Consider the following 24,490-nt stretch of genomic DNA (forward strand, 5'->3'; position numbering starts at 1 on the left):
GCTGTCTTTATTGAAGTCCGTACTTAATCAGGATCTTTTATAGAGTCCAGCAGTTGTCTGAGGACTTTTGTCTCGGCCGGCTGGGGAGCGAAAATCAAACCTTTAAATTCGGGCATTCTGGCGTAAAGACCGTCGCCCGGACAATCGGTCTGGCCTATTTCGCGATGGGCGTAGAAACTGCTTACTGAAACGGCGTAGGTGTCTTTCATATACCGGCCCAGGGTTACAAAAGAAGACACTATTTCGGGAGTGACAGGGGTGGAAGCGGGGGGATGATAATTGCCCATTATTGAAACCCCCACATTGCCGGGATTCCGGTATAGTACATGCGCGCCCACAACGCCTATCGGCCTGCCTTCAAAAATGTCACCCTGCGGGCTTATCAGGAAATGGTAGCCTATGTCTATCCAGCCCTTTGCGTTCTGATGATAATCCTGTATAAACTGTATTTCGGCCACGGCCTCGCTGTAGTTTTTGGGGTAATGGCCGGCGGTGTGGTGTATGGTAAATATCACTGGCGAGTGAGGGGTGTAGGGTTCTTTGGGCGCGGCCGCTTTCCAGTCGGCGCGCCTTGTGATCTTGAACGGCGCGTTATCGGGCAGATAGAGCGACGCATCCGGTGTGTAAGGCGCCGTGCTTACGAGCGTTTCCTCCTTAAGCAGCGCTTCTTTCGCTAATTCAACGCTGTAAATTATCAGCGTGCCGCTGGACTTTGAGCCCAGATTGGTGACGCTTAGCTTTACCGGCTGGCGGGTCAGCTGGCCGGCCTGGTATTTAGCCCAAAATCTGCCGTTTGGAAAACGCCTTAAAACCAGCTGCCGGAATTTATCAAAGCCGGCAGGCTGGGTCTTTGACTGGATCGAAATTTCAAGAAGAAGGTCGGGATCCGGCATTTCGCCCTGTACTAGCACAGTGTCGTAGTCGCAGGAAGGCGGTTCGCTCAGCTTGCTTTCAAAAATCGGTGTGCCGGTTTTATCATTGGCGCTGAAGTTTATGGTTATCGGATAGACAGAATTTTTAAATTCAATTGTGTTTTCGCCCTCCCCGGCCAAGGCGGCGAGGGGAAAAGAAAACATTACAAGAACGGATAAAAACGGGGATTTTGACACCGTCGGCATCATATATAAATTATAAGCGCACATCAAACAAAACAAAGGGTCTAAAGACCTGCCGGTTGATAGGCCGAAAGGCCTATCATGTGAAAAGCCGGGGCGATTGGCCGCGGCTTTTTTTAATAAATTCTGAGCGGGCGAAATTCAAGGTTTTAAGGTCCCGGAGAGCGGTTAATACGCCCGCTTTCCCGTCTAAAATCCCGAGTTTAACCACCAGGGAATTAAAGAGTTTTAAGTAGGGCCTGATTACGGAGTAAAAAACGCTCGTATTGTTTTTAAAATAGTTTTCCGAAACGATCGCTCCGTAAAACTCCAGCTTTCGGTTGAAGTCCGCGTCGTCCGAGCAGGGGTAATGAAACAGAGGGTTTGTTAATTCGCCGGTAGCACCCGAAATTTCCAGTTTTTCGTGCACCAGCAGAGGCTTGTATCTGGCCAGGTTCTTTTTAAACAGCCGTATCTGTGTGTCCGGATATTTCCCGCCGTGTTTAAGCCATTTTCCATAGTAAAAATTCTTTCTGGGCAGCTTAAAAGCGGCGCAGTGGCCCGGATCCGAGATCTTTTCCCGTATTTCGGCCGCCAGGGCCGCCGTTATCTCTTCGTCCGCGTCAAGAATGAAAATCCAGTCGCAGGATGCCTGGTCCATGGCGAACTGTTTGTTTACGTATACGGCCAGGCTATTGGGCCTCTGGAAAATTTTCACTTCCCTTTTTTGAGCCAGAGCGAGGGTTGAATCAGTTGAAGCGCAATCCACGAATATTATTTCATCGGCCCAGCCGGCGCCGGCCAGCGCCCGCGGCAGGTTTTTTTCTTCGTTATGAGCGATTATTACTATTGAAATGGAAGGCATATAGGGGCGGCAAACAGAGAATAGCAAATAGCGATTAGGGAAGGAGCTCCTTTATACCCTTTGCCGCATTTTCAAATACGGCGTTTGTGCGGTTTGCGAAAACTTCGGGGCTGAAATCACGCGCGGCGTGCGCGCGGTTGGAGGCTCCGATTTTAAGCAGGAGTCCGGGCGCAGCCAGCAGCGTCTCAAGCTTAAGCGCCAGAGCCGCCGCGTCTCCGGGGGACACCAGATATTCGGGCGCGATGAATTCGCCCAGACTGCCCGCCCGCGAAGCTATTACGGGCCTGCCCGAGGCCAGCCACTCAAGAGCCGCGCGTGAAACGGCCTCGCTGCCGAGCGATGGAATAACGCCTATGTCGCAGGAATTTATGAATTCAAAGCCATCCGGCACCCTGCCGTGAAACACTGCGGCGGCGCCAAGGCCCAGTTCGGTCGCCCGCTTTTTAAGGTCACTGTATTTTATGCCAGCCTCATAGCCGGCTATATGAAATTCTGCTTTCACCCCGTGTTTAATAAGCTCCGCGGCCGCTTTCAGAAAACAATCATGGCCCTTTACGGGGTCAAGGCGGCCTAAAACGCCGATTTTATAGGGGGGGACCGGCCTGCCGGCCTCAATAGCGGGGCGGCTTATGCCCTGATATACGAGTTCCATTTTTTCCGGGGCAAAGCCAAGTTTCAAATAACCATTCCGTATATAATCTGAAGCCGCGACTATTTTTGAAACTCTCATGAAAGTGAAGCTTTTTGAAGGCGGTCTGGCGTCGGCCTTGGTACGTATAAGGGCGGGTCTTTTGGCGGAGAAAGCCGAAAGAAAAAAAGCCAGGGTCTGGGTTTTGCCGGTATGGGCGCTTATTATATCTATGCGTTCGGCGGCCAGTACCTTTTTTAACTTTAAAAACGGAAGGCGCAAAAACGGCTCTTTCCTGTCTGGCAGTGGGAAACAGGCCAGGCCCTCTTTACGGGCGAATTCCCAGGCGGCGCTGGCCGGCGGACAGGCAAAATAAACTTCATGCCCGGCGGTTTTAAGCGCCCTTGCCTGGTCAAAGGCGTAGGCCGCAAGGGCCGAATTCCAGGGGATATCAATCAGGTTTAAAATTCTCAACTGCTTCTTCATATATTTTAAGGGTGCGTTCGGCCATTTTTACCGAAGAGAAATATGCAAGCCGCCTTCGGCCCTCAGCGGCCAGACTTTTTGCGAGTTCAGGGTCGTTCATAATGCGCAACTGCGCCATTGCGAGCGCCGGGGGATCCTCCCTCGGGGCAAGCAGGCCGTTCTTTTCGTTTTCAATAACATCGGTTATGCCGCCTGCGGCGGTGGCCGCTATGGGAACTCCGGCGTGCATGGCTTCCAAAAGCACGCTGCCCATTCCTTCTTCGCGGGAGGACAGTACAAAAAGATCAAGGGCCGAAAGTATTTCATAGGGTTCCGGGTAATAGCCGAGAAAATGGAAGTTGTTCTCCAGCCCCAGGGTTTTTGCCAGCTTTTGCGCCCGGCCGCGAAGCCTGCCTTTTCCGGCCAATAAAAAATGCGTGTCCGGTTTTACGCTCAGCACTTCTTTAGCCGCGCGGACAAAATTAAGCGGGTCTTTATGCGGCACCAGCGCTATCAGGGAGCCTGTCCAGAAGGCGTCTTTCTTTATGCCGAAAAGGGCTGAGATCTTTTCGCGCGAATTTTTTCTATAGGCTTCAAAACCTGTTTTCCGCCAGGGAGCGGCGCTCAGGTCTATGGAGCTGTTCACCATCGCTATTTTGTCGGGAGGGAGACCGGCTTTAATAAGCATTTCCCGCACCGCCCTCGAAATAGCTATTACTCTGTCGGCCCGGGCATATTTAAGGTCGGTTGAAATTCCCCTGCAGGAGGTGAAATCCACTCTGCGATGGACTATGCGGACGCAATTAAGGCCAAGCCCGGCCAGCCAGGAATGCGCAGCCGTGTGTGAGGTGTGGGAATGCAAAATAGCCGGCAAGGCCTGATTTTTGAGCCCGGTCTTTATTTTATGCCTTAAGATCAGAGCGGAAACAGGGTCCCATTCAAAAAAATAGGGCAGAAAAAAAGTTTTAAGCTTCAGGCGGGCGGCTTCCCCGCTTAAAGGGCTGTTTTTACGGCAGATGATGATGTTTTTGTGGCCCAGGGCGGAAAGTTCTTTTGCCAGGTTAAGCAGCTGGCCCTGGCCGCCGCGCAACTCTCTGCCGTCGTCGAGGTGAAAAATAGTAAATGGGCCCTTTGCCGCAGGGATATCCGGACATTCGGGTTTTATGGGACGCAAGTTAAGGGAATTGAGCATTTTCCCTGCCGCCTTAAAAGCGTTGTCCACGGTAACTTCGTTCATGCAATTATAACGCGTGCAACTATTCTTTTCACAGCGCAGGCAGTCTTTTCCGCCCGGGGAGAGCACTATGTTCATGCCGTCACCGTACGGCCCCCATCGCACGGGAGAGCATCCTCGTATGGGCGGAAAAAATGAGAGTGTGGGAATTCCTAAAGCGGAGGCAAGATGAAGGGGCCCCGTGCTGTTTGTTATGAAAATCCTGCAAAATGAAATTGCCCCGATAAACTGCCGGAGAGGCATCGGCTCACGCAGAATAAAAGCTTTTTCGGTCATTAGCGAGGAGATCTTTTTCAGGAGGGGGATCTCAGCGGCGGAGCCGGTCAGCAGCACTTTAATGTTGAATTCTTTCAGCAGTTTATCGGCCAGCCCGGCAAAATTTTCCTCCGGCCAGTTAAGGGCGGAGCCATTGCTGCCCGGATGTATTCCCGCAATAAAATCTTCTTTTTTCAGTCCCAGCTTATTCAATATCTCCGCGGAACCGCCCTTTTCCTCCGCGGTTAAGGTTATTCTGGATTTGCGGCGACGGGTGTTTACACCCAATACTTCCAGAAGTTCCAGGTTATAATCCGCCTCATGTTTTTCCATTCTTGAACGGTGCTGGAAAACAGGCTTATTAAGAAAAACAGACCATATTTTTGACGCGGGGCCTATCCGGAGCTTGATCCCGGCTAAAAACACCAGGAGGGCGACCTTAAGATTCAGAAAAATAATAACCGCAACATCAAATTTCCCGCTTCTGATTTCGCCCAATGTGTGGAAAAAACCGTTTTCAGTTATTATCTCATCCAGATCGCTGTTGTTTTTTAATACATCGCGGGCGTAGGAACTTGTAAGAACGGAAATATGCGCATCGGGATACTTTTCCCGCAAAGCGGAAATGGCGGGCGTTGTAAGCGTAAGATCCCCGATCCTGTCGGTCCTGACAAGTAATATCCTGGTTCTTTTGTCCATTACCATATAAAAAACGCCGCTTTAGGGCGGCGTTTTAATGATTCCAGTCGCTTGCTTCCGGCTCAGGCGGCTTTCGACGCCGCGGTACATCTAAATCTGGTGGACGTGACAGGGATCGGCCACAACTCTCGGCTCACCGTAGTTCACCTCGGTCGCGGCCCCGGCTCGCGGTTCCGCCTGCTGACGGAACAACGCTCCGCCTTTCGATCCCACAGCGAGCCAAGCAGTTGGCCCGCTGCACGCCCGATATTTCATCGGTACATCTAAATCTGGTGGACGTGACAGGGATCGAACCTGCGACCTCCTCCATGCCATGGAGGCGCTCTCCCAACTGAGCTACACGCCCATCCCTTTTGCCTCAAAAAGTCCCGCTCCTCAGCGAAACTTTTATCATACGACGCGCCCACCTAAGGCAAAAGGGATGGGCACGCCCTTAAATCCGTCAACCGGTGATCAACCACCGGTAACCATAAACTTATTGTAGCAAGTTCGGCGCGATTAAGGCAAATACCGGCTAGAAGCTGATAGAAAGTGTTCAATAATATACGGGCGGGTCAAAGTTTTGTAGAATTAACGTACTTAACAGCGTGGAGTCAAAAATGGAAATAAAATCTTTTAATGTCATCCCCAACCTTCCGGAAAATTTAAAGGCTCTTGAGGAGTTGTCCACCAACATGTGGTTCACCTGGAACTGGGACGCAATAATGATGTTCGTGGGCATTGATGATGAGCTTTGGCACCGCTCCCACCGAAACCCGAAATGGATACTCGGCACCGTGCCCTCTGAGCGGCTTGACGCGCTGAGCAAAGACGGCGCTTTTCTTGAGCGCCTGGGAGAGATAAAGAAAAAATTCGACGCTTACATCGGTTACAAAGACACCTGGTTCAATTCCCACTCGGATGCCCAGGACAAAGATATGCTGGTGGCTTATTTTTCCATGGAGTACGGCATTGGAGAAGGGCTGCCTATCTACTCAGGCGGCCTCGGTATGCTTTCGGGCGACCATCTTAAATCCGCCTCCGACCTGGGTCTGCCCGTAGTGGGCGTGGGGCTGCTTTACAGGAAAGGCTATGTTCAGCAGGTTCTGAACCGCGACTGCTGGCAGGTGGAGCGCTATCCTGAAAACGACTGGTATAACATGCCGGTGCAGGTGGTAAAAAATGCCGCCGGACATCCCCTGCAGGTGGAAGTGCGTCTGGACCTGGAAACTGTAAAAATAGGGGTTTGGAAAGTACCGGTGGGCAGGACCTCGCTTTACCTGCTTGATACCAATCTGCCGGAAAATTCACCCAGGGCCCGCGCCATTACTGAGCAGCTTTACGGCGGAGACAGGGAAAACCGCATCAGTCAGGAAATAGTGCTTGGGATCGGCGGCGCGCGCGCGCTTGAGGCGATGGGTCTTAAACCCACTGTCTATCATGTCAACGAGGGGCATTCCGCTTTCCTCCTGTTTGAAAGGATCCGCCAGCTGATGGTCACGCGGAAATTGTCCTTCAAGGAAGCGCGGGAAGCCGTGTGGGCGTCTTCGGCTTTTACCACGCATACGCCGGTTATGGCGGGCAACGAGTATTTTGATTTTGACCTGGTGCGTAAGTACATGGAGAGCTATTCGAAGGAGCTTGGCCTGACCTTTGCCGAATTTCTGGAAATAGGCAAAGAAGAACGTTCGTCCATGGGATTCTGTATGACGGTGGTGGCGCTCCGGCTTTGCGCTTCCCTTAACGCGGTCAGCATGCTGCACCGCGATACCTCGCGCGATATGTGGCATAAAATCTGGCCGGGCCTGCCCCGTTATGAGATCCCCATAGAAGGCATAACCAACGGAGTGCATACCACCTCGTGGATCAGTCATGAGCATTACAACCTTTACAAAAAACATCTTCTCTGTGAAACGTCCGAGACCGACGGCGTACCCGATAAATGCGACTGGGCGAAAATAGCCGCCATTGACGACAGGGAACTTTGGGAAACCCACATGGTGAGAAAGGAGAAACTGGCCAAGCTTGTGCGCGAAAGGCTGAAGCGGCAGTACCAGCGCCAGGGCGCCGACCGCACCGTGCTTGAGTCGGCCGAAAAGGTAATTAACTGCGATTATCTCACCATCGGCTTTGCCAGGCGTTTTGCCACCTACAAGCGGGCCACCCTCTTCATGCGCGATCTGGAGCGGCTGCTTGAACTGGTAACCAACGAGGCCATGCCCGTGCAGTTCCTTTTCGCGGGAAAAGCGCACCCGGCCGACACCATGGGCAAGGAATACATAAAAGCGGTCGCCCGCCTTAGCCAGGACAAGCGTTTCAAAGACAGGATAATATTCGTTGAGGACTACAATATGAATGTGGCCCGCTACATGGTACAGGGGGTGGATGTCTGGCTCAATAACCCCATACGCCCCTTTGAGGCCTCGGGTACCAGCGGCATGAAGGCCAGCATAAACGGGGCGCTGAACCTTTCGGTGCTTGACGGCTGGTGGGGGGAGGGGTACTTGCCTGAAATCGGCTGGGCCATAGGCGGCGCCTACGCCTATAACAGCGATTCTGAGCGGGATGCTGTGGAGGCAGAGGCCATTTACAATCTGATACAAAAAGTGGTGGCTCCGCTTTATTACGACAAAGGCCCGGACGGCATACCGCATAACTGGGTGAAAATGATGAAGGCCTCCGTGCAGAAACTGGTGCCGCAATTCAACACCAACCGCATGATCAGGCAATATTATGAAAAGTTTTATTCACCCGCGCATCGCGCGATGAAAAAATTCAGCGACAATTCAAAGCTTGTGGAGATCGCGCGCTGGCGTAAAAAGATAGAGGATAACTGGCCCCGCGTGCGGGTGACGCTGGATCAGTTCAAGCCGGAGATGGAAATACGCTCAGGCGCAAAATTGCCGATGCGCGCCATGGTGTGGCTGGGCGACTTGTCCCCGGAAGATGTGGAGGTGCAGCTTTATGTGGGTGTGGCCGACGGGGAAAGCGTTTTCAGGGAAGGTTTTGCCGTCGCCATGGCGCGCGATTCCCAGCTGGGAGACGCCCATCTTTTCCACGGGGAGATATCCGCCTATAAAAGCGGCCGCCACGATTTTGCGGTACGGGTAATACCAAAGCATCCGGACGCGGTAAATGTCCTCATGCCGCCTTTCGTGAAATGGAACGGGGAATAAAGGGGTTGCCGTAGGCCATAAGCCATGCGGCTGTTCCAGCCGCGCCATAGGCCGTAAGCTTTAAGGAGTTCCTTTTAAGCCTATGGCGTATGGCTTAAAGCTTAAGGCAGCCTTTTTGCATATGGCTTGCGGCTTTCGTTCCAAACTGTTATTCGGGACGAAAAAAATATATAATATTTCTGCCGGCCGGAAACGGCCCGGAAAGCAGTAATAGTAATTAAAGAGAGGAAATTAACAAATGGCAAAAGGCAAAGTGAAGTGGTTTAACGATAAGAAAGGGTTTGGTTTCATCATACCCGATGATGGTTCAAAGGATCTCTTTGTTCATCACTCTTCAATTCTTGGCGACGGTTTCAAAACCTTGGCCGAAGGACAGGAAGTTGACTTTGAAACTGAGAACACGGATAAGGGGCCAAAAGCCGTTAACGTGCAAAAGTCACAGACTCCGAAAGCCTGAGGCTTATAAATTCAAAGCCGGCCCCGTTTTGAGCGGGGCCGGCTTTTTTTAAAGGAGAAACTTATGGCGGAAAATAAACCGGAACAGGCTAAACCCATGCAGTTGCAGGTGGAAATGGACGACACGACGGCTCAGGGCATTTATGCCAATCTGGCCGGAGTTACACACAGCGAAACGGAATTTATTTTTGATTTTCTTTTCCTGCAGCCTAACCAGCCTAAGGCAAAATTGCGCGCGCGCATTGTTTCAAGTCCCGTGCACACCAAGCGTTTTATGGCGGCGCTTGTGGAAAACATGAAGCGCTACGAAGAACGCTTCGGGCCCATACCTGAGCGCGCGGTAAACCTGACCCACGGGCACAGTTAAAGGGGAAGCGAATAGCGAAGAGCAAATAGATAATAGAGCCGGAATAAGCGAAAGCCCGGAGATTCTCTCCGGGCTTTCGCTTTCTGGTGACCAACCCCTCTCCCCTATAGGTTCGTCCCTATTGATTACCCTGCAGCAGAAAAAATGTCTTTTCCTTCGGGAGATGGCAGTTAAGGGCGTAGCCCTTTGCCTGCACCCTGGCCTTGGCGGCCGCAAGCATGGCGTCCAGGTCATCGTCTGAATAGTCGGAACTTGCGTGAAACAGCACCAGGTCCTTTGCGTTCGCCTTTTCGGCCGCGAAATCAACCGTTATTGTAAGGCCGGAATGTCCCTCGTGTTTTCTTTGTTCGTAATCCTTGTCCGAGTAGGCCGCGTCATGCAGAAAAAAATCCGCGTCTTTCGAAAAGTGGGACAATTTCTCATCATAGTCCTGAAAGGCGGTAGCGTCTCCCCAAATTTCACTGTCGGGGCCATAAACTATCTTTTTGCCGAGCATCTCAAGCTTATAAACAAGCGAACTGGTGGGGTGGTTGGCGTACATTGAAGAAAGTTTTATCCCGGGCATAAGCTCATAGTTGTCTTCCAGGATCTCGTAAATATTGATTTTAGCCCTGGGGGGGCGTTTGGTAAGCGAGAAAGAACTGTAAAAAGTGTCCTGTGCCACGGTCTTAAGACCCTTTTCAGGGTCATTCGAGCCGATAAGATGTATTGAGAAATCGGGGTCGTCCAGCGGCAAAAAATTGCCAAGCCCCAGAATGTGATCCATGTGGAAATGGGTGAGGCAGATCCAGATATCTTTATAGTAGCGTTTGCGCGCCGCTATTTCCCTGCCAAGAGCCACAATGCCTGTGCCTGCGTCAAAAATAAAAAGATGGTCCCTGCTTTCCACCGACACGCAGGAAGTCTGTCTGCCGTAGCGGGAAACGGTGTTGGGTATTTCGCCGGAAAGCCCGCGGGAACCCCAAACTGTAATGCGCAGCTGTCCGGCTGCAAGGTCGCTTGACTGCGGAGCGGCGTCGTCTTCGCGCACTATTTCAATTTTCGCCGAGGGAGGCGGGGGCGGAGTTTTGGAGGAAGAACCGTCCATAATGCTCTTGACGGTATTGGAAAAGGTTTCCACATTGTAAGGCTTTTGAATAAAAAAATCGGCTCCGAACTGGAAGGCGCGCTGTTTTTCCACATCGTAGGATTTTCCGGAAACCACTATTATTTTTATATTTTTCAATCCCGGGTCCGTTTTTACCGCCTTGCAGATGTCAAGTCCCGTGATGCCGGGCATCATGATATCGGTTATTATCAACCGGGGTCTCTGGGCTTGTATGGCGGCCATGGATTCCATGGAATCCTGGATGAGCGATACCGTATATCCGGCGTCCGTCAGGAGGTCGCGCGAGAGCTCTCCCACCATAGGGTCGTCGTCAATTATCATTATTTCCGCATTTTCCATATACAGTTTCTTTTCAGCTATGGTGCATGGCAAGCCGGGAAAACCGAATATTCGGGCCAGTCATTTTATTCTATAATACATTATAGCTGTTTTGAAATTAACAAATTGTTTCGCCAAGGTTACACTATGATGAGAGTAATAGCCGGCTCAAGAAGAGGCAGAAGCATCTTTTCCGTGCCGAAACACAAGTTCGTCAAGCCGATTTCGGCCCGGATCCGGCAGTCGCTTTTTGACATACTGCGGCCCTATATCACTGGTTCGGTCTTTCTCGATCTCTACGCCGGCGTGGGAACGGTAGGCCTTGAGGCGTTGTCGCGCGGGGCGGCGAAGGCCGTGTTCGTTGAGCTTGACGGGCTTTGCGTGAAAACCATAGAGAAAAACATTGAACATCTGCAATTTTCGGAACAGGCGAAGGTCTTGAAAGCGGATGTGCTTAGCGGGCTTAAGTGGCTTGAACATTACAGCGATTACCAGGGCTATGACATAATTTTTTTCGGGCCGCCTTACAGAACGGAGGAAAATCTGCCGCTTGCCTATAGCGCCCGGACCCTTGAACTTATGGCTGAAGGCGGAATACTCGCAGCTTCTGGTATGGCTGTCGTTCAGCATCACAAAAAAGAGGCGGTGCCGGCTCCCGCGGGACTTGAGCGGGTGCGGCAGGAAAAATACGGAGACACTCTGGTGGATTTTTTCCGCCTGGTGAAAACAACTGAATAATTACACAGATTAGACTGAGATTACACGGATTAGACCTGGTCAGGGCTGATTAATCTTGTAACAGATCGGTGCGAGCTTCCCATTCCCCTATGCCATTTGATCCGCTTGAGCTTAATTACAGCAAGGTTAATGCCTACCTGGATTGTCCCTTTCTTTATAAATACATCTATACGGAGGGGCGTTTTCCCCCGCTGAATCCTTATGCCTCCCTTGGGCTTTCGGTGCACGGGGCGCTGGCCCGCTATCATGCCTCCGGCGGAGACCTGAGCGACTTGCTGACATATTACGCGGATTCATGGAATAACCGCGGTTACTCCACAGCCCAGCAAAGCATGGAGTTTTATAACAGGGGGGCAAAAGTACTTGAAAATTACTGGTTGGCCGCTCAGGCCGAGAAAAGCCGCACCGTGTTTTCGGAAAAAATATTCCAATTCGCTTTTGAAAAGTGGCGGGTGCGCGGTACTATAGACAGGGTGGACCGGCTGGACGGGGATTGTTTTGAATTGATAGATTATAAAATGGGATTTGAGGGGAAAACTCCGGCTGACGTGGCGCAAAGTCTTCAGCTTGCCATTTACGCCCTTGGGCTGAAACGCGCTCTGAATATTACGGTCACAAAAATATCTTTTTTCGTTTTGAACGGCCCGTACAAGGTGTCGGCCGGGTATGACGGGAGCGGAGACGAAAAAACTCTGTCCCTTCTGCGTGAGACCGGGGAGAAAATACTTGCTATGGACCTTTCGCGTACAGGAAACTGTACGCGCTGCCCGATAAAAAATCTGTGTCCGCAGTCCGTTTTGAAGAGCCTCGCCCCTGATACGGCACAGCCCTAGTCCCGCTCTTTTGGATTAACGCTCAAACCAAAAGGGCGGGGCATAGACCAGTCAACCGCTAAGGAAAGAACCAGGCAGTGCCAATCTGAAAAAACAACCAAATTTTTTCCGGTCAAGAAGCCGGATTCCTGTCTGACTTCCGATTTCCGGCTTTTGATTTTATTTGGGTAACTGCCCAGGTGTGACGGGCGCTTCCTGGCCGGCATCCCGGCTGCCTGAAGCGGCTTTTTTGGTTTCCTTGTAGATTTGCAGAAAAACGATAACGCAGGAAATTAAGAGCGGCCCGAGGAAAATACCCAGCGGACCGTACACTTTTATGCCGCCGAAAATGCCCAAAAACAGCAGGAAAATAGGAAGCTTCGCCTCTTTGCCTATCAGTATCGGGCGCAGAAAATTGTCCAGCAGTCCAACCACCAGCCCTCCCCAGGCGAGTATGAAAATCCCGGTGTTGAAGCTTTTATAAAAAACAAAAAACAGCCCAAGCGGCAGCCAGACCAGGCTGGTGCCCACAAAGGGAATTAACGCGGCAAAACCGGTGAGCATCCCCAGCACCGTCGGCGAAGCCACGCCGGCAAGGTGGTAGCCCACGGTCGCAGTCAAGCCCTGAATGGCGGCAGTCAGCAGTATTCCGCGCACCACGGCTATGGTGGTTATATAAAGCTGGTTTGCCACGCGGTGCTTGGAATCCCGGTCCATCGGTATGATGTCGATAAGCCAGTGCAGGAAGTGTTCTCCGTCCTTGAAAAAAACAAAAAGCATGGCGATGAGCACGATGAAGTTGACCGCGAAGAAAAAAATATTTTTTAACAGTTTGCCGCTGGAATTCATAATGTTCTCGCGCAGGTTCTGTATGTTGCTGTCCACTATGTCCTGCAGGTCTATATCCCCGAACGAACGCAGTTGCGGCGGGAGCGAAAGCTCAATTCCGTTCTGGGAAAGGTTTGAAAGCCATTGCGTCGTCTGCGGGTAAAGGTGTCTGGCTTCTCTCATCACCAGCCAGCCGAAGAACAGCAGCGGCAGTATGACCGTTATAACGGCGGTAAGCGTTGAAACGGCGGCCGCAGCCGTTCTATTCTTGATTAAGCGTTTGTTTATCCAAAGATGGAGCGGGTAGAAGATAAGAGTTGTCATGGCCGCCAGTATAATGGCGCCTGCAAACGGGGAAAGCACGCGCAGCAGCTGGTAAAGAAGAAACAATAGTATGCCGAAGAAAAAAAAGCTGAAAATCTGAGGGTGGTCGAACTTTAGGAGCTTGCGCAGTTTTGGTTCAATGTCCATGGTTCAATTATACTATAGCGAACAGTGAATAGCGAACAGTGAATAGTGAACAGCGAATAGTGAACAGTGAATAGCTAATTAATGAATATTTAAACTTGTTTAATGCGTGCCCAGCCGGCGGAATTATTCATGTATGGCATTCGTGTAATTCGCGTGCGGAAAATGGTATATTCGTTATTGGGGATATGAAAAAACACATCAGAGCGCTTGACCGCGGCGATATAAGCGGTTTTTCCAGGAATTCGTACGAGATGGTGTTTTCGGTCTTTATGATCGCCATCGCGTATCTTTTCCGCAGCAACCCGCAGATAGAATACCCTGAAATTCTCTATTTATTTCTTCTGCTTCTTGCCTCTAATTTTATTTTCAATCGGCTTTTGCGCGCGCGCTCCAAAGTAAACCTCTGGCTGCTGGATTTGATCCTGTTGTCCAACTTCTGGATTATAACCGGGGTGCTTTACTATTCCGGCCGGGGTGATTCTTATTTCTGGGTGCTTTACCTGCTGCCTATTTTCGCATCGGCCCTGATGGCCAGTCCCAAGGACTCCGGCGGCGTGACGTTTTTGTGCTCCCTCGCGGTAATACTTCTAAGCTGGCCGCTTGCGGTGGAAGATCTAGCCGGAATATTGGCGCTGGCGGTTAAAATTTCAGTGTTTGTCCTTTCTTCAGTGGTGGTTCACCGCACGGCTAATTCCAGAAAAAAGGCGGAGGCCGGTCTGCTCGCCAAAAGGCATGAAGTGGAAAAACTTTTAAAAGAGCTTTCCACAAAAGACATGGAAATAGTCAGCAACGCTTCGGCCGGGGAAGTGGGAAGCCTGGTCAGCGGCATCATGCACGATCTGGGTAATTCCGTCTCCGTTATTCTTTTAAGCGCCCAGATAGCTGTAGAGGATGAAAAACCTGATAAATCCGATTTGGAACAGATCGTGAAGGCGGCGAAATTCGCCAAGGATGTTATAACAAACGCTTTAAGCATAGTGCGGGAGCAGAAATATATTTTTGAAGCTGTTGACCTGCGGGAGCCGCTCTCCAATTCCGTTCTGATGCTTGACTACAGCGCCAAAAGCCGGAAAGTGCGCCTTGAAACCGACTTGCCTGAAAGCATGCCCCGGCTCCGCATTAGCAAGGTGCATATGGAAAGGGTCTTTATCAACATCCTCTCAAACTCCATTTCCTTCGCCCCTGAAGGGGGTTTTGTAAGGGTAAGCGCCGCGCTTGAAAATGACGCGGTTGCGGTTACAGTGGCCGATAACGGCCCCGGTTTTCCTGAAAAGATGCTGAAGGAAGGAATAAAGGCTTTTAATACGACCAGAAAGGCCGAAGGCGGCACCGGCCTCGGGCTTTTTGTCTGCGCGCAGATAATTAAAAAACACGGCGGTACGATGAAGCTGGATAATTCTCCCGCCGGCGGCGCCAGGATAACTATTTTTTTCCCGCTCGGCGGACCGGCGGAGAATTGACGGGTTTTGAAAGCTGCCGAGTCCTGGAGGCCGGAAATTCCGTAACTTCCGAAACTCCTTGAATTTTCTGAACTTCCAGCTGTCCCTTTATCTCCAGAACAGCCAGAATATCGCGGCGCCCAGGATCACCCTGTAAACCAGGAAGGGCGCCAGGGTGCGCTTTTTAATCCAGGAAAGGAAAAGTCCGATCACGGCCAGGCCTGACAGGAAGGAAACAACCAGGCCGGTAAGGAAAGCCGCGTCCACACCGGAAAATCCTATCTTTCTGGATTCCATAAGGGCGGCGCCGAAGATTATAGGAGTGCTGAGCAGGAATGAAAGTTTCGCCGCCGAGCCGCGGCTGTAACCCAGGAAAAGCGCGGCCATGATCGTCATGCCGGAGCGGGAGGCCCCCGGCAGTATGGCGAGCGCCTGCGCGGAGCCGATTATCAGCGCATCTTTAAGGGAGAACGATCCCTCGCCGAGCGTCTGCGCCGGTTTCCTGTCGGCCAGATAGATGAGGAACGAAAAAAACACCAGATTAAAGGCTATCCAGCGCGGGTCTCTGAACGCCGTTTCCGCTGCGTGGTTGAAGAGGAGCCCCATTATTGCGCCCGGTATGGTCCCGGCCGCCAGCAGCCAAAGCAGGCGTCCTTCCTTTTCCCCGGGGCGCGTAAGCGCGTCCCGGAATATTTTCAGCCAGTCCGCGGCGAAATATGCCAGCACCGCCGCTAGCGTCCCCAGGTGCAGCATCACGTCGTAGCCCAGTCCCGGGTCCTGCCAGTTGAAGACGCGCGGCGCCAGGGCCAGGTGCGCTGAACTGGATATCGGCAGAAATTCTCCCGTACCCTGCAGCAGTCCCAGAACAGCCGCTTGTATTTCAGTCATATCCTGTCTCCGTTCCGGGATAATAATGTTTCAGTATCTCCCGGTATTTAAAGCCTTTGCGCGCCATCCCTTCGGCGCCCCATTGGCACATGCCCACTCCATGGCCGCTGCCTTTGCCCTCAAGAATTATATAATCTTTTGCGCAATATACCTCAAAAAGCGAACTTCGTACGGCCTCCCAGCCGGCGCGCCTGCCGAAACCGTGATAAAACTCCGTGGCCGGAATTTTCACGATTCTGCACGCGGTGTAAAATTCCAGCTCGTAGGCGCGGCCGGACATGCCCCTTTTGCTGATCCTCATGCTCCGCGCTTCTTCGTCCGGCTTTATCCAGGATGCCGCGCGGGCAATGCGGGTAAGCGCCTTTAGATATATTTTTGTCTTCCATCTGAAAGAGGGCGCTATGGAGCAATAGGGGCGGCCTTGAGGGCCGTCCTTTACGGACACCAGGTAGGGCATATCGGCGTATGACCAGACAAAGGCGCTGGTTTCCGTACTTCCCCCGCAGATGGAATGGTAAAAAGTGGAAGCGAGGGACCCCTTGTAAAGCAAAACCTCTCCTCTTGTAAGGTCCACGGCTATTTTGGCTTTTTCGTTCAAAGCGCCGAATCCGGCGTAAAACTGGCAATGCGTGGAATCACATGAATTAAAGCCGTCTTTAGCGTGACTGTTTATGTTTTTCAGAGTATAGGTTCTTGCCGCTACGGCCTGAGCTTTATAGGCTTCAAGCTGGGACAGATCTCCGGCCTCACCGGACACCACGCTTGCAAGGTATTCCTCCAGTTCAAGTTCATTGACTATTTTTAGCCGTCCGCCGCGCGCGGTGAAAATAAGCTTGCCCCGATACAGCCGCCGCGGCAGCCCCGGGCCCGATAGCCAGGCGCCTTTGCCGTAAGACATTATTGTGACGGTTTTTTCGGGACCATTTTCCGGCAGCTGAAAGGAAGACTCAACGCGTTTTTCCCCGGCCTTAAAACCGGTGACACGCGTATTTACCGATCCGGCAGAGGCGGTTATGGTTACGCCTGTTTTAAGCGGGTAAACGCCGATTAAAACGCGCGAGTCTTCCGGTTCCACACTGACAAGCGTCGGCCTATAAATGCGGTAAAGATCTATTTTTATAGGTTTTGAAAAGGCGCAGGCAGGTTGAACAAGAAGTACGAAGGCCAGTGCTATATATGTCAGTATAATGCCTCATTATTCCCGGCATAGTCACGGTCTTACCGGGGGAAAAAATTCCACAAGTTCGCTTTCAGCCGCGGACAGTCCGCCTAAGGCGGAGCAGGCCAGTGTCACGGGCGGGGCCGGCGGCAGCCAGGCAGTTTTCAGATATATAAAACCACCGGGTGCAAGGTTGAAACTTTCGCGCCTCAGTAAAAATCCGCCAAGTGTTCCAAGGAGCGGCTGGTGTCCCACTATCAGCGCCGAAGCGGCGGTTTTAAGCTCCAGGGCAAGCAGTTCAATGACGGCCGAACTGTCGCCGCAGGCAAGCGCCTCGCAGTTAAGGTGCCGCGTTTCCGGGAAAAAAGAGGAGGCAATTGCGGCAGTTTCGGCCGCGCGAAGATAGGGGCTTGCTATTACTATTTCAGGCAGAAATTCCAGTTCCAGCAGTTTTTTAGCGGCGGCGGCGGCCTGGTCTTTTCCGGTTTCAGACAGCGGTCTTTTTGAATCTTCTCCTGTGCCGGACTCGGAAAAGCTTAAGGCCTGTCCATGGCGCAGTAGAACTATTTGTTTCATAAAATTAAGGGAAAGATTACAGCGATAAAGCTGAGATTACAGCGATTTCTGATCGGAGCGGTATCTCTGTCATCGTTCTGCCATCACTGTAATCACGGGCTGCCGGCCTTTGCCGGCAACCCATATATTTTACAAGTTGGGCGGACTTTCCGCCACATATTTCCGGCGGATCCGGCAAAGCTGTCCGTGGTAAATCCCGGGAAAAATGTTTTTTCCCCGCGTTCCCCGTGCGGCGGTTATTAATTTTTCTTATTTCCGAAAAACATATTTCCGTCTTTGCGTCGGCCGGGGCTTGCCGGACTTTTTTTATGAAGGCTATAAGATTCAATTATACCCCTGCTGTGCAATTATCGGGGCAACGTTCCTGTTTATGAGGAAAAGGACCGGCTTTTTGACTATAATATAATACGAGTACGGAGTATTAAAGCAACGTTAATTTTGTCACGGAGGTCCAAGCGCGTGAACTATCATATACTTAACAAAGACGGGCTTGACGGATTTATCAAGAAACTTTCAAAAAAGATGAAGGTGTACGCTCCCGTTTCCAAGGGACACGGCAATTTCGCCTTTGAGGAAGTCTCTTCCGGCGCCCAGGTGGCGCTTAAATACATTCCCACCATACTGCCCCCGAAAAAATATTTAATGCCCCAGCGGGAAAAAATGCTGGAATTCGACGTTACGGGAGAGCGCCCCGTAGATACGGCCATGCTTGAGGCGGAGGAAATTGCGCTGTTCGGAGTGCATACCTGCGACTTGGCCGGCATACAGTGCCTGAACATGGTTTTTTCCGAGCGTCCCCGGGATTATAACTACCTGCTTAGAAAAGAAAAGCTCTTTATTATCGGGCTTGAATGCAATACCTATTGCGATGAGCACGCCAGCTGCGCGCTCGTGGGAAATCAGCTCCCGAACGGCGGCTACGACCTGTTTTTTACCGACCTGGGCGAATGCTTTATAATCCACGTAAACACCCAGAAAGGAGAGGATCTATTGGAGGATATGGGCCTGCCGAAGGCCTTTCCCGCCGACATGGCGGAGCTTACCCGCGTGCGCGAGGACAAAAAAGCGATTTTTAAAAATGAAATCGGAGTGGAGCCCAAAAAACTGCCGGAAATTTTTGAAAAAGCCATGAACAGCAAGGTTTGGGAAGAGCTGGGCAAACGCTGTCTTTCCTGCGGCAACTGTACCAATGTCTGCCCCACCTGCTATTGCTTTGACATGGCCGACACCGTAAACCTTGATCTTAAAACCGGGGCCCGCAGCCGCACCTGGGATTCCTGCCAGTTCTCAACTTTCGCCGCCGTGGCGGGGGGGGAGGATTTTCGTCCGGACAGGTCTGAGCGCCAGCGCCACAGGTTCTCCAGGAAATTTAAATTCCCGCTGGACAAGTTTTACCGGTTTTTCTGCACCGGCTGCGGCCGCTGCACACGGACCTGCATGGCCAAAATAAACCTTAAGGACACTTTAAAGGCCCTGGCCGCCGAACAGCGCTAAGACTAAGGGAGATTTATGAAAGAGGAAATAAAGAATTCCAACTGGAAGTTAAGGAAAGGAAGAATAATAGACGCCAAACAGATGACGTCCGCCGAAAAATGGTTCGACATCAAACTTGAAGACGGCGGACTGGACCATGAACCGGGCCAATTCGTTCAGGTGGAGCTTTTCGGCATAGGCGAGGCCCCGATTTCAATATGCTCGTCCCCCACAAAACGCGGCTCTTTTGAACTGACAGTGCGCGCGGCCGGGCGTCTCACCAGGGCAATGCACGCGCTCGGCAAGGGCGACTGGCTCGGCATACGCGGGCCGTTCGGCAAGCCGTTTCCCGTAAAGCTGATGACCGGCAACGATCTGCTGTTCGTGGCCGGCGGGCTTGGCATAGCGCCGCTGCGCTCGCTGATCAATTATGTCATGGACAATCGCCGCGAATTCGGCAAGGTGGACATACTGCTTGGCTGCAAGACGCCCGAAGATATGCTTTTCGGGGACGAAATTAAAAAGTGGCAGAAACGGCTGGATGTAAATTTCTCCTGCACCGTCGACCGCAGCGCTCCCGAGTGGAAAGGCAATGTGGGACTTATTACAAGCCTCATTCCGGGCGTTACCATGAACCCGGAAAGAACTTTTTCCGTGGTCGTGGGCCCGCCTATTATGTATAAATTCGTTATTGCCGAGCTTTTAAAAAAGAACATACCCGAGCGACAGATAATTCTTTCCCTTGAGCGCCACATGAAATGCGGCATGGGCAAGTGCGGTCACTGTCAGATAGACCACCCTAAAAACTACTACTGCTGCAAAGACGGCCCCACTTTCACCTACGAAGAGGTGAAAGCCGCCAGGAAACTTTAGAAACTGTAAGAGAGGACTACAATGACAAAGGCTAACGTGAGCACAAAACCGAAAGTGGCTTTCTTTGATTTTGCCTGCTGTGAAGGCTGCCAGCTGCAGGTGGCGAACCTGGGCGAGGCCCTGCTTGACATTCTTGGCGCCATCGACGTGGTGGAATTTCGCGAGGTGATGAGCGAGAAGTGGGATAAGGATTACGATGTGGCGATAATTGAAGGCTCCATTACCGACCATCACGCGGAGGAGCGGATAAAAAAAATACGCGCGCGCTCCAAAGTGCTGATCGCTTACGGCGCATGCGCTTCCATAGGCGGCGTAAACGGCATGAAAAATTCTTTTGCGCTGGATGAAATACGCCAGTCCGTTTACGGGAAGGATTACAAGCTTTTTGACAGCACCCCCACAAGGGCCGTCGGCCAGGTGGTAAAAGTCGATTACACCGTGAATGGCTGCCCGATCTACCCTCCGGAACTCATAGAGGTTATAAAGTGCGCCCTTCGGGGACTCCCCTACACCGTGCCGGACAACCCTGTCTGCTCGGAATGCAAGCTCAACGAGAATGTGTGCATGTACGAACGCGGCGTGGCGTGCCTTGGCCCATGGACCAAAGCGGGCTGCAATTCCTGGTGCGTGAATAACGGTAATATCTGCTACGGCTGCCGGGGGCTTGTAAAGCATCCGGCTTCCGGCGCGGCCGAAGAGGTTATCTCAAAATATAACCTGAAGCCGGAATTGATAAAGAATAAATTTGACATGTACAACAAGTGCGGCGAAGCCGATGCCGCCTTGTCAGCGAAAGGCCGAAAGTAAAACCGATTTCTGCTTTAACAGGAGACCAAAATGGCAACGGAAAATAAAGATCTGGATATAAAAGTCGAATACCTCACACGGGTGGAGGGCCACGGCAATATTGTGGTTAATGTGAAAAACGGAAAAATCGAGAAATGCGAATTTCACGTTGTGGAATCTCCGCGTCTTTTTGAGGGCATGCTGCGCGGCCGTTCCATATTTGAGGCGCAGCATATAACCTCCCGTATCTGCGGTATCTGCTCCTGCGGCCATTCGCTCGCCTCAATACAGGCGGCGGAAGACGCGCTGGGAGTGGTTCCGACCGTGCAGACCGTAAAACTCCGCAAGCTGCTGCTGGACTACGAGTTCCTCGACAGCCATATCCTGCACTTCTATCTGCTGGCCGCCCCGGACATACTGGGCGCGCCCTCGTTCGTGCCGCTGGTCGAGACCCATAACGCCATGATAAGGCGCGCGCTCAGGATGAAAAAGGCCGCGAACGACGTCTGCGACATCCTGGTCGGCCGCCACGTGCACCCCATCTCCGCGATAGTCGGCGGCTTTACCAAACTGCCCCGCCCGAAAGACCTGTCCGCCATGCTGAACATACTGGAGGGAATGAAAACGGACCTGGCCGACACGCTTAAGCTCGCCGCCAGCCTTAAATTCCCTGATTTCCGCAGGGAAACGGAATACGTGGCCCTGGTTTCCGACGACGGGGAATACCCGCTGCTTGCGGGCGATATCGGCTCCACCGACGGCAAGCGGTTTAAAAAGGCGGACTATAAGAAGGCGACCAACGAATTCATAGACCCGCGCTCCTCCGCGAAGTTCACGAAGCTGTCGCGCGACTCGTTCTTCGTGGGGGCTCTCGCGCGGTTCAACCTTAATTACGATAAGCTCCACCCTGAGGCCAAAAAAGTCGCCGAATCCCTCGACTTCAAGCCGGTCTGCCATAACCCTTACCTTAACACGGTGGCGCAGGTAGTGGAGATAGTGCACTGCTGGCATCACGCGGTAGAGCTGATAAAGGACCTGAAGAAGAACGGCCTGGATTACGAGGAAGAGATAACGGTCGGCCTGAACGAAAAAGGCGCGATCCCCGTGCGCGCCGGCAGCGGCGTGGGCTCGGTTGAAGTGCCTCGGGGCATTCTTCACCACCATTACGAGACAGACGCGGCCGGTATGATAAAGCGCGCCGACTGCATCATCCCGACGAACCAGAACATCAACAACATAGAATACGACTTTCAGAAACTCCTGCCCGAGATAATCACCCTGCCGAAGGACACCATACGCCTGCGGCTGGAAATGCTGGTGCGCGCCTACGACCCGTGCATCTCCTGCTCGGCGCATTACCTTGATGTCAAATTCGTGGAGTAAGGGCTCGTGACAGAATAATATGAATAATTTGGAGGCCCGGCTTTGCGGCAAATTCTAGGCGCGACGAGTGAGCATAGTGGGTCTATGTGAGTGAGGAGCAACGACGAATTTGGCCAAAGAGGGGCCTCCCCCCCGGGGGCCATGGCGCTATTGGGCTGCGGCTTCGTCACTCGTCACTTACAAACTCCCGGTATGTGCGCTTCTCGTTCCTCGTCTCGCTCCAATTTCGCCATGGCAAATTGTCCATATTATTCTGCCACGAACCCTGAGGTGTCCGCGGCGCTCGCCCCCAAGGTGCGAACGCTGGTGGTAACGCTTGGAAGCGCTTTAAGGGCCGACGACGGTGTCGGCCCTTTTATAGCCGGTCTCGTAAAGTTCACAAAACCCGCTTTTCGCCTTATAGATGCCGGCACCACTCCCGAAAACATCGCTCACGACGCGATAAATTTCAAGCCGGACAAAATAATAATCATAGATGCCGCCCGCTTCGGCGGTTCCGCGGGCGAACTTGCCGTTATCCCGCTTGAAAAAATAAGCCAGCATACCGTTATTTCCACACACAGCTTTCCGCTGGGAGTCATCTTTTCAATTATAAAGCAGGACACGGGAGCTGAACTTGCCGTTATAGGCGTGCAGCCAAAATCGCTTGATTATGCCGAGGGACTTTGCCCCGAGGTTAGAGATTCCGCTTTAAAGCTTGCCAATTATTTTAATACTATAGGTAAAGCTATAACTTAATTGACTGCCGTAAGGCTTATGCCATAAGCCGTAAGTTATAAGGAATTACTTTAATTGCATATGGCATAAAGCGTATGGCGTATGGCAGTAATTATCGCCGTAACTTAAGGATAAACTAATGTCCAATCTTTTTAAAGTCAAATCCGTAGACGAGATAATGGCCGAATCGCACGAGCACGGCCATAAACTTGTCAGAGTCCTGGGCGCTTTCGATGTGACGATGATAGGCATAGGCGCCATTATAGGCGCCGGCATTTTCGCCATGGTGGGCGAAGCGGCGGTCGGCGCATCCAGCGGCTATCCGGCGGGTCCCGCGCTCATAATTTCTTTCATCCTCACGGCTATCGCCTGCGGTTTTACCGCGCTTTGCTACGCGGAACTGTCAGCCATGGTGCCGATATCGGGCAGCGCCTACACTTACGCCTACGCCACTATGGGCGAGCTTGTGGCCTGGATAATAGGCTGGGACCTTATTATAGAGTACGCCATAGGCAATGTAGCGGTCGCCATAAGCTGGGCCGGCTATTTCAATGATTTTTTAAACAGCGCGTTCGGCATCAATATGCCGCTTTGGCTGAGGATAGATTACAGGACTTTTTTCGCAAAATCGGCCGCGCTGTCCGCGGCGGTGAAAAGCGGGAACCCCGCCCTGGCCGAGACCCTTAAAATGTTCGATCCCTCTTTGATACCCCATGTGTTCGGCATACCCATAATTTTTAACCTGCCGGCGGCGCTTATAGTGTTTGCCCTTACGGCGCTGCTTGTGATAGGCATAAAGAAAAGCACCAGGTTCAATGACTTCCTGGTGATTATCAAACTTGCCGTGCTGGCCCTTTTTGTGGGAGTGGGCTTTTATTATTTCAATATACATAACTGGACGCCATTCGCGCCGGGCGGCTGGAAAGGCATTCAGGTGGGAGCCGCCACCATTTTCTTCGCCTATATCGGTTTTGACGCGGTTTCCACCGTGGCCGAAGAGACCCGCGATCCAAAGCGGGATATGCCTATAGGCATCATCGGTTCGCTTATCATCTGTACCCTCGTATACATACTGGTAACCGTGGCGCTTACCGGCATGATGCCGTTCATGGAATTAAAAAACAAGATAGCCGAGCCGCTGATAGCGGGGCTTGATTACAACCACGCCGCCAGATGGATAATTGTAATAGTATCCCTGGGCTCCGTGGTGGCGCATACGGCCGTTCTTCTTGTTTTCCAGATGGGGCAGCCGCGGATATTTTTTTCCATGAGCCGCGATGGGCTGCTGCCGCCCTATTTCGCCACTATCCATAAAAAATTCAAGACGCCTTATATTACCACCATCTGGACCGGTGTTATTGTGGGGGTTCTTTCGGCATTCTGCAATATAGACGAGATGGCCAATCTCTGCAATATAGGCACCCTTTTCGCTTTCGTGCTTGTCTGCGCGGGGGTCATTATTTTGAGGATAAAAGACCCGCACCGCGTCCGGCCTTTCAGAGCCCCCGGAGGCCTTGTCACGCCTATTCTCGGAATAGGATTCTGCCTGTTCCTGATGCTGGGGCTTGATAAGATCACCTGGCTGAGGTTCTTTGTGTGGCTTATTATCGGGCTTATTATCTATTTCATGTACGGCTATAAAAATTCCCGCCTGCGCCGGGGAGATCTGGCAATCAAAGGGACAGTAACCGGTAACCAGTAGC

Annotated in this window: 21 protein-coding genes and 1 tRNA gene; 12 read left to right on the forward strand and 10 right to left on the reverse strand. The window is 52.0% G+C overall.

The annotated features are described in order from the left end of the window. Nucleotides 1–23: 23 nt before the first annotated feature. The 5 genes from NTX59_10690 to NTX59_10710 all read right to left on the reverse strand — a co-directional run bounded on the left by NTX59_10690 (nucleotide 24) and on the right by NTX59_10710 (nucleotide 5,586). Complete coding sequence (locus NTX59_10690; GenBank protein MCX5786142.1) at nucleotides 24–1,076, reverse strand: peptidoglycan recognition family protein; 1,053 nt, start codon at nucleotides 1,074–1,076, stop codon at nucleotides 24–26. 118 nt (nucleotides 1,077–1,194) lie between these two features. Beyond that, nucleotides 1,195–1,959: a glycosyltransferase family 2 protein gene (locus tag NTX59_10695; protein MCX5786143.1), complete on the reverse strand. Its 765-nt coding sequence runs from the start codon at nucleotides 1,957–1,959 to the stop codon at nucleotides 1,195–1,197. A 34-nt stretch (nucleotides 1,960–1,993) separates the two neighbouring features. Beyond that, nucleotides 1,994–3,073 carry a glycosyltransferase family 4 protein gene (locus tag NTX59_10700; GenBank protein MCX5786144.1) on the reverse strand — a complete coding sequence of 360 codons (1,080 nt, stop codon included), beginning with the start codon at nucleotides 3,071–3,073 and terminating at the stop codon, nucleotides 1,994–1,996. Further along, a complete protein-coding gene (locus NTX59_10705) occupies nucleotides 3,039–5,246 on the reverse strand; it encodes a glycosyltransferase (protein ID MCX5786145.1) in 2,208 nt (735 codons plus the stop codon). The genes NTX59_10700 and NTX59_10705 overlap by 35 nt, the downstream gene beginning before the upstream one ends. A 264-nt stretch (nucleotides 5,247–5,510) precedes the next feature. After that, nucleotides 5,511–5,586: transfer RNA gene (locus NTX59_10710), tRNA-Ala, on the reverse strand. A 253-nt stretch (nucleotides 5,587–5,839) separates the two neighbouring features. On the opposite strand from NTX59_10710, the gene glgP reads away from it, so the two are divergent. The 3 genes from glgP (at nucleotide 5,840) to NTX59_10725 (ending at nucleotide 9,218) form a co-directional block, all read left to right on the forward strand. Continuing rightward, a complete protein-coding gene (glgP, locus tag NTX59_10715; GenBank protein MCX5786146.1) occupies nucleotides 5,840–8,395 on the forward strand; it encodes an alpha-glucan family phosphorylase in 2,556 nt (851 codons plus the stop codon). Between the two features lie 238 nt (nucleotides 8,396–8,633). Further along, on the forward strand, nucleotides 8,634–8,852 hold the full coding sequence (locus NTX59_10720) for a cold-shock protein (protein ID MCX5786147.1): 219 nt from the start codon (nucleotides 8,634–8,636) through the stop codon (nucleotides 8,850–8,852). A gap of 63 nt (nucleotides 8,853–8,915) precedes the next feature. Then, nucleotides 8,916–9,218 (forward strand): DUF3467 domain-containing protein, encoded by a 303-nt coding sequence (locus NTX59_10725; protein ID MCX5786148.1) that lies wholly within the window; start codon nucleotides 8,916–8,918, stop codon nucleotides 9,216–9,218. A gap of 118 nt (nucleotides 9,219–9,336) precedes the next feature. Here the strand turns inward: NTX59_10725 and NTX59_10730 are convergent, their stop codons facing one another. Next, on the reverse strand, nucleotides 9,337–10,665 hold the full coding sequence (locus NTX59_10730; protein MCX5786149.1) for a response regulator: 1,329 nt from the start codon (nucleotides 10,663–10,665) through the stop codon (nucleotides 9,337–9,339). 105 nt (nucleotides 10,666–10,770) lie between these two features. Between NTX59_10730 and rsmD the strand changes: the two genes are divergently transcribed. Together rsmD and NTX59_10740 are read left to right on the forward strand one after the other, a co-directional pair. Then, nucleotides 10,771–11,382, forward strand: coding sequence for a 16S rRNA (guanine(966)-N(2))-methyltransferase RsmD (gene rsmD, locus NTX59_10735; GenBank protein ID MCX5786150.1), 612 nt, complete (start codon nucleotides 10,771–10,773; stop codon nucleotides 11,380–11,382). An 89-nt stretch (nucleotides 11,383–11,471) separates the two neighbouring features. Continuing rightward, a complete protein-coding gene (locus NTX59_10740; protein MCX5786151.1) occupies nucleotides 11,472–12,215 on the forward strand; it encodes a PD-(D/E)XK nuclease family protein in 744 nt (247 codons plus the stop codon). Between the two features lie 159 nt (nucleotides 12,216–12,374). Here NTX59_10740 and NTX59_10745 read toward each other — a convergent pair whose 3' ends face one another. Beyond that, nucleotides 12,375–13,493 carry an AI-2E family transporter gene (locus tag NTX59_10745; protein MCX5786152.1) on the reverse strand — a complete coding sequence of 373 codons (1,119 nt, stop codon included), beginning with the start codon at nucleotides 13,491–13,493 and terminating at the stop codon, nucleotides 12,375–12,377. Nucleotides 13,494–13,678: 185 nt separating this feature from the next. Here NTX59_10745 and NTX59_10750 point away from each other — a divergent pair, with 185 nt between their 5' ends. Further along, a complete protein-coding gene (locus tag NTX59_10750; protein ID MCX5786153.1) occupies nucleotides 13,679–14,953 on the forward strand; it encodes a HAMP domain-containing sensor histidine kinase in 1,275 nt (424 codons plus the stop codon). Between the two features lie 87 nt (nucleotides 14,954–15,040). Here NTX59_10750 and NTX59_10755 read toward each other — a convergent pair whose 3' ends face one another. The 3 genes from NTX59_10755 to NTX59_10765 form a co-directional block, all read right to left on the reverse strand. Then, on the reverse strand, nucleotides 15,041–15,820 hold the full coding sequence (locus tag NTX59_10755; protein ID MCX5786154.1) for an undecaprenyl-diphosphate phosphatase: 780 nt from the start codon (nucleotides 15,818–15,820) through the stop codon (nucleotides 15,041–15,043). Next, complete coding sequence (locus NTX59_10760) at nucleotides 15,813–16,895, reverse strand: SpoIID/LytB domain-containing protein (GenBank protein MCX5786155.1); 1,083 nt, start codon at nucleotides 16,893–16,895, stop codon at nucleotides 15,813–15,815. The genes NTX59_10755 and NTX59_10760 overlap by 8 nt, the downstream gene beginning before the upstream one ends. Before the next feature lie 135 nt (nucleotides 16,896–17,030). After that, nucleotides 17,031–17,555: a histidine phosphatase family protein gene (locus NTX59_10765; GenBank protein ID MCX5786156.1), complete on the reverse strand. Its 525-nt coding sequence runs from the start codon at nucleotides 17,553–17,555 to the stop codon at nucleotides 17,031–17,033. Nucleotides 17,556–18,014: 459 nt separating this feature from the next. On the opposite strand from NTX59_10765, the gene NTX59_10770 reads away from it, so the two are divergent. The 6 genes from NTX59_10770 (at nucleotide 18,015) to NTX59_10795 (ending at nucleotide 24,489) form a co-directional block, all read left to right on the forward strand. Further along, nucleotides 18,015–19,049: a 4Fe-4S dicluster domain-containing protein gene (locus NTX59_10770; GenBank protein MCX5786157.1), complete on the forward strand. Its 1,035-nt coding sequence runs from the start codon at nucleotides 18,015–18,017 to the stop codon at nucleotides 19,047–19,049. 15 nt (nucleotides 19,050–19,064) lie between these two features. Further along, nucleotides 19,065–19,901, forward strand: a complete 837-nt coding sequence (locus NTX59_10775; protein MCX5786158.1) for an FAD/NAD(P)-binding protein — start codon at nucleotides 19,065–19,067, stop codon at nucleotides 19,899–19,901. Nucleotides 19,902–19,922: 21 nt separating this feature from the next. Further along, complete coding sequence (locus tag NTX59_10780) at nucleotides 19,923–20,708, forward strand: cytochrome B (GenBank protein MCX5786159.1); 786 nt, start codon at nucleotides 19,923–19,925, stop codon at nucleotides 20,706–20,708. 30 nt (nucleotides 20,709–20,738) lie between these two features. Next, nucleotides 20,739–22,070: a Ni/Fe hydrogenase subunit alpha gene (locus NTX59_10785; GenBank protein ID MCX5786160.1), complete on the forward strand. Its 1,332-nt coding sequence runs from the start codon at nucleotides 20,739–20,741 to the stop codon at nucleotides 22,068–22,070. 231 nt (nucleotides 22,071–22,301) lie between these two features. Further along, the gene (locus tag NTX59_10790) at nucleotides 22,302–22,808 is read left to right on the forward strand and encodes a hydrogenase 3 maturation endopeptidase HyCI (GenBank protein ID MCX5786161.1); all 507 of its coding nucleotides are present in this window, start codon (nucleotides 22,302–22,304) and stop codon (nucleotides 22,806–22,808) included. A gap of 118 nt (nucleotides 22,809–22,926) precedes the next feature. Next, a complete protein-coding gene (locus NTX59_10795; GenBank protein ID MCX5786162.1) occupies nucleotides 22,927–24,489 on the forward strand; it encodes an amino acid permease in 1,563 nt (520 codons plus the stop codon). Nucleotide 24,490: the final 1 nt, after the last annotated feature.

It is taken from the genome of Elusimicrobiota bacterium (assembly GCA_026388155.1).
GTDB lineage: Bacteria > Elusimicrobiota > Elusimicrobia > Elusimicrobiales > UBA9959 > UBA9634.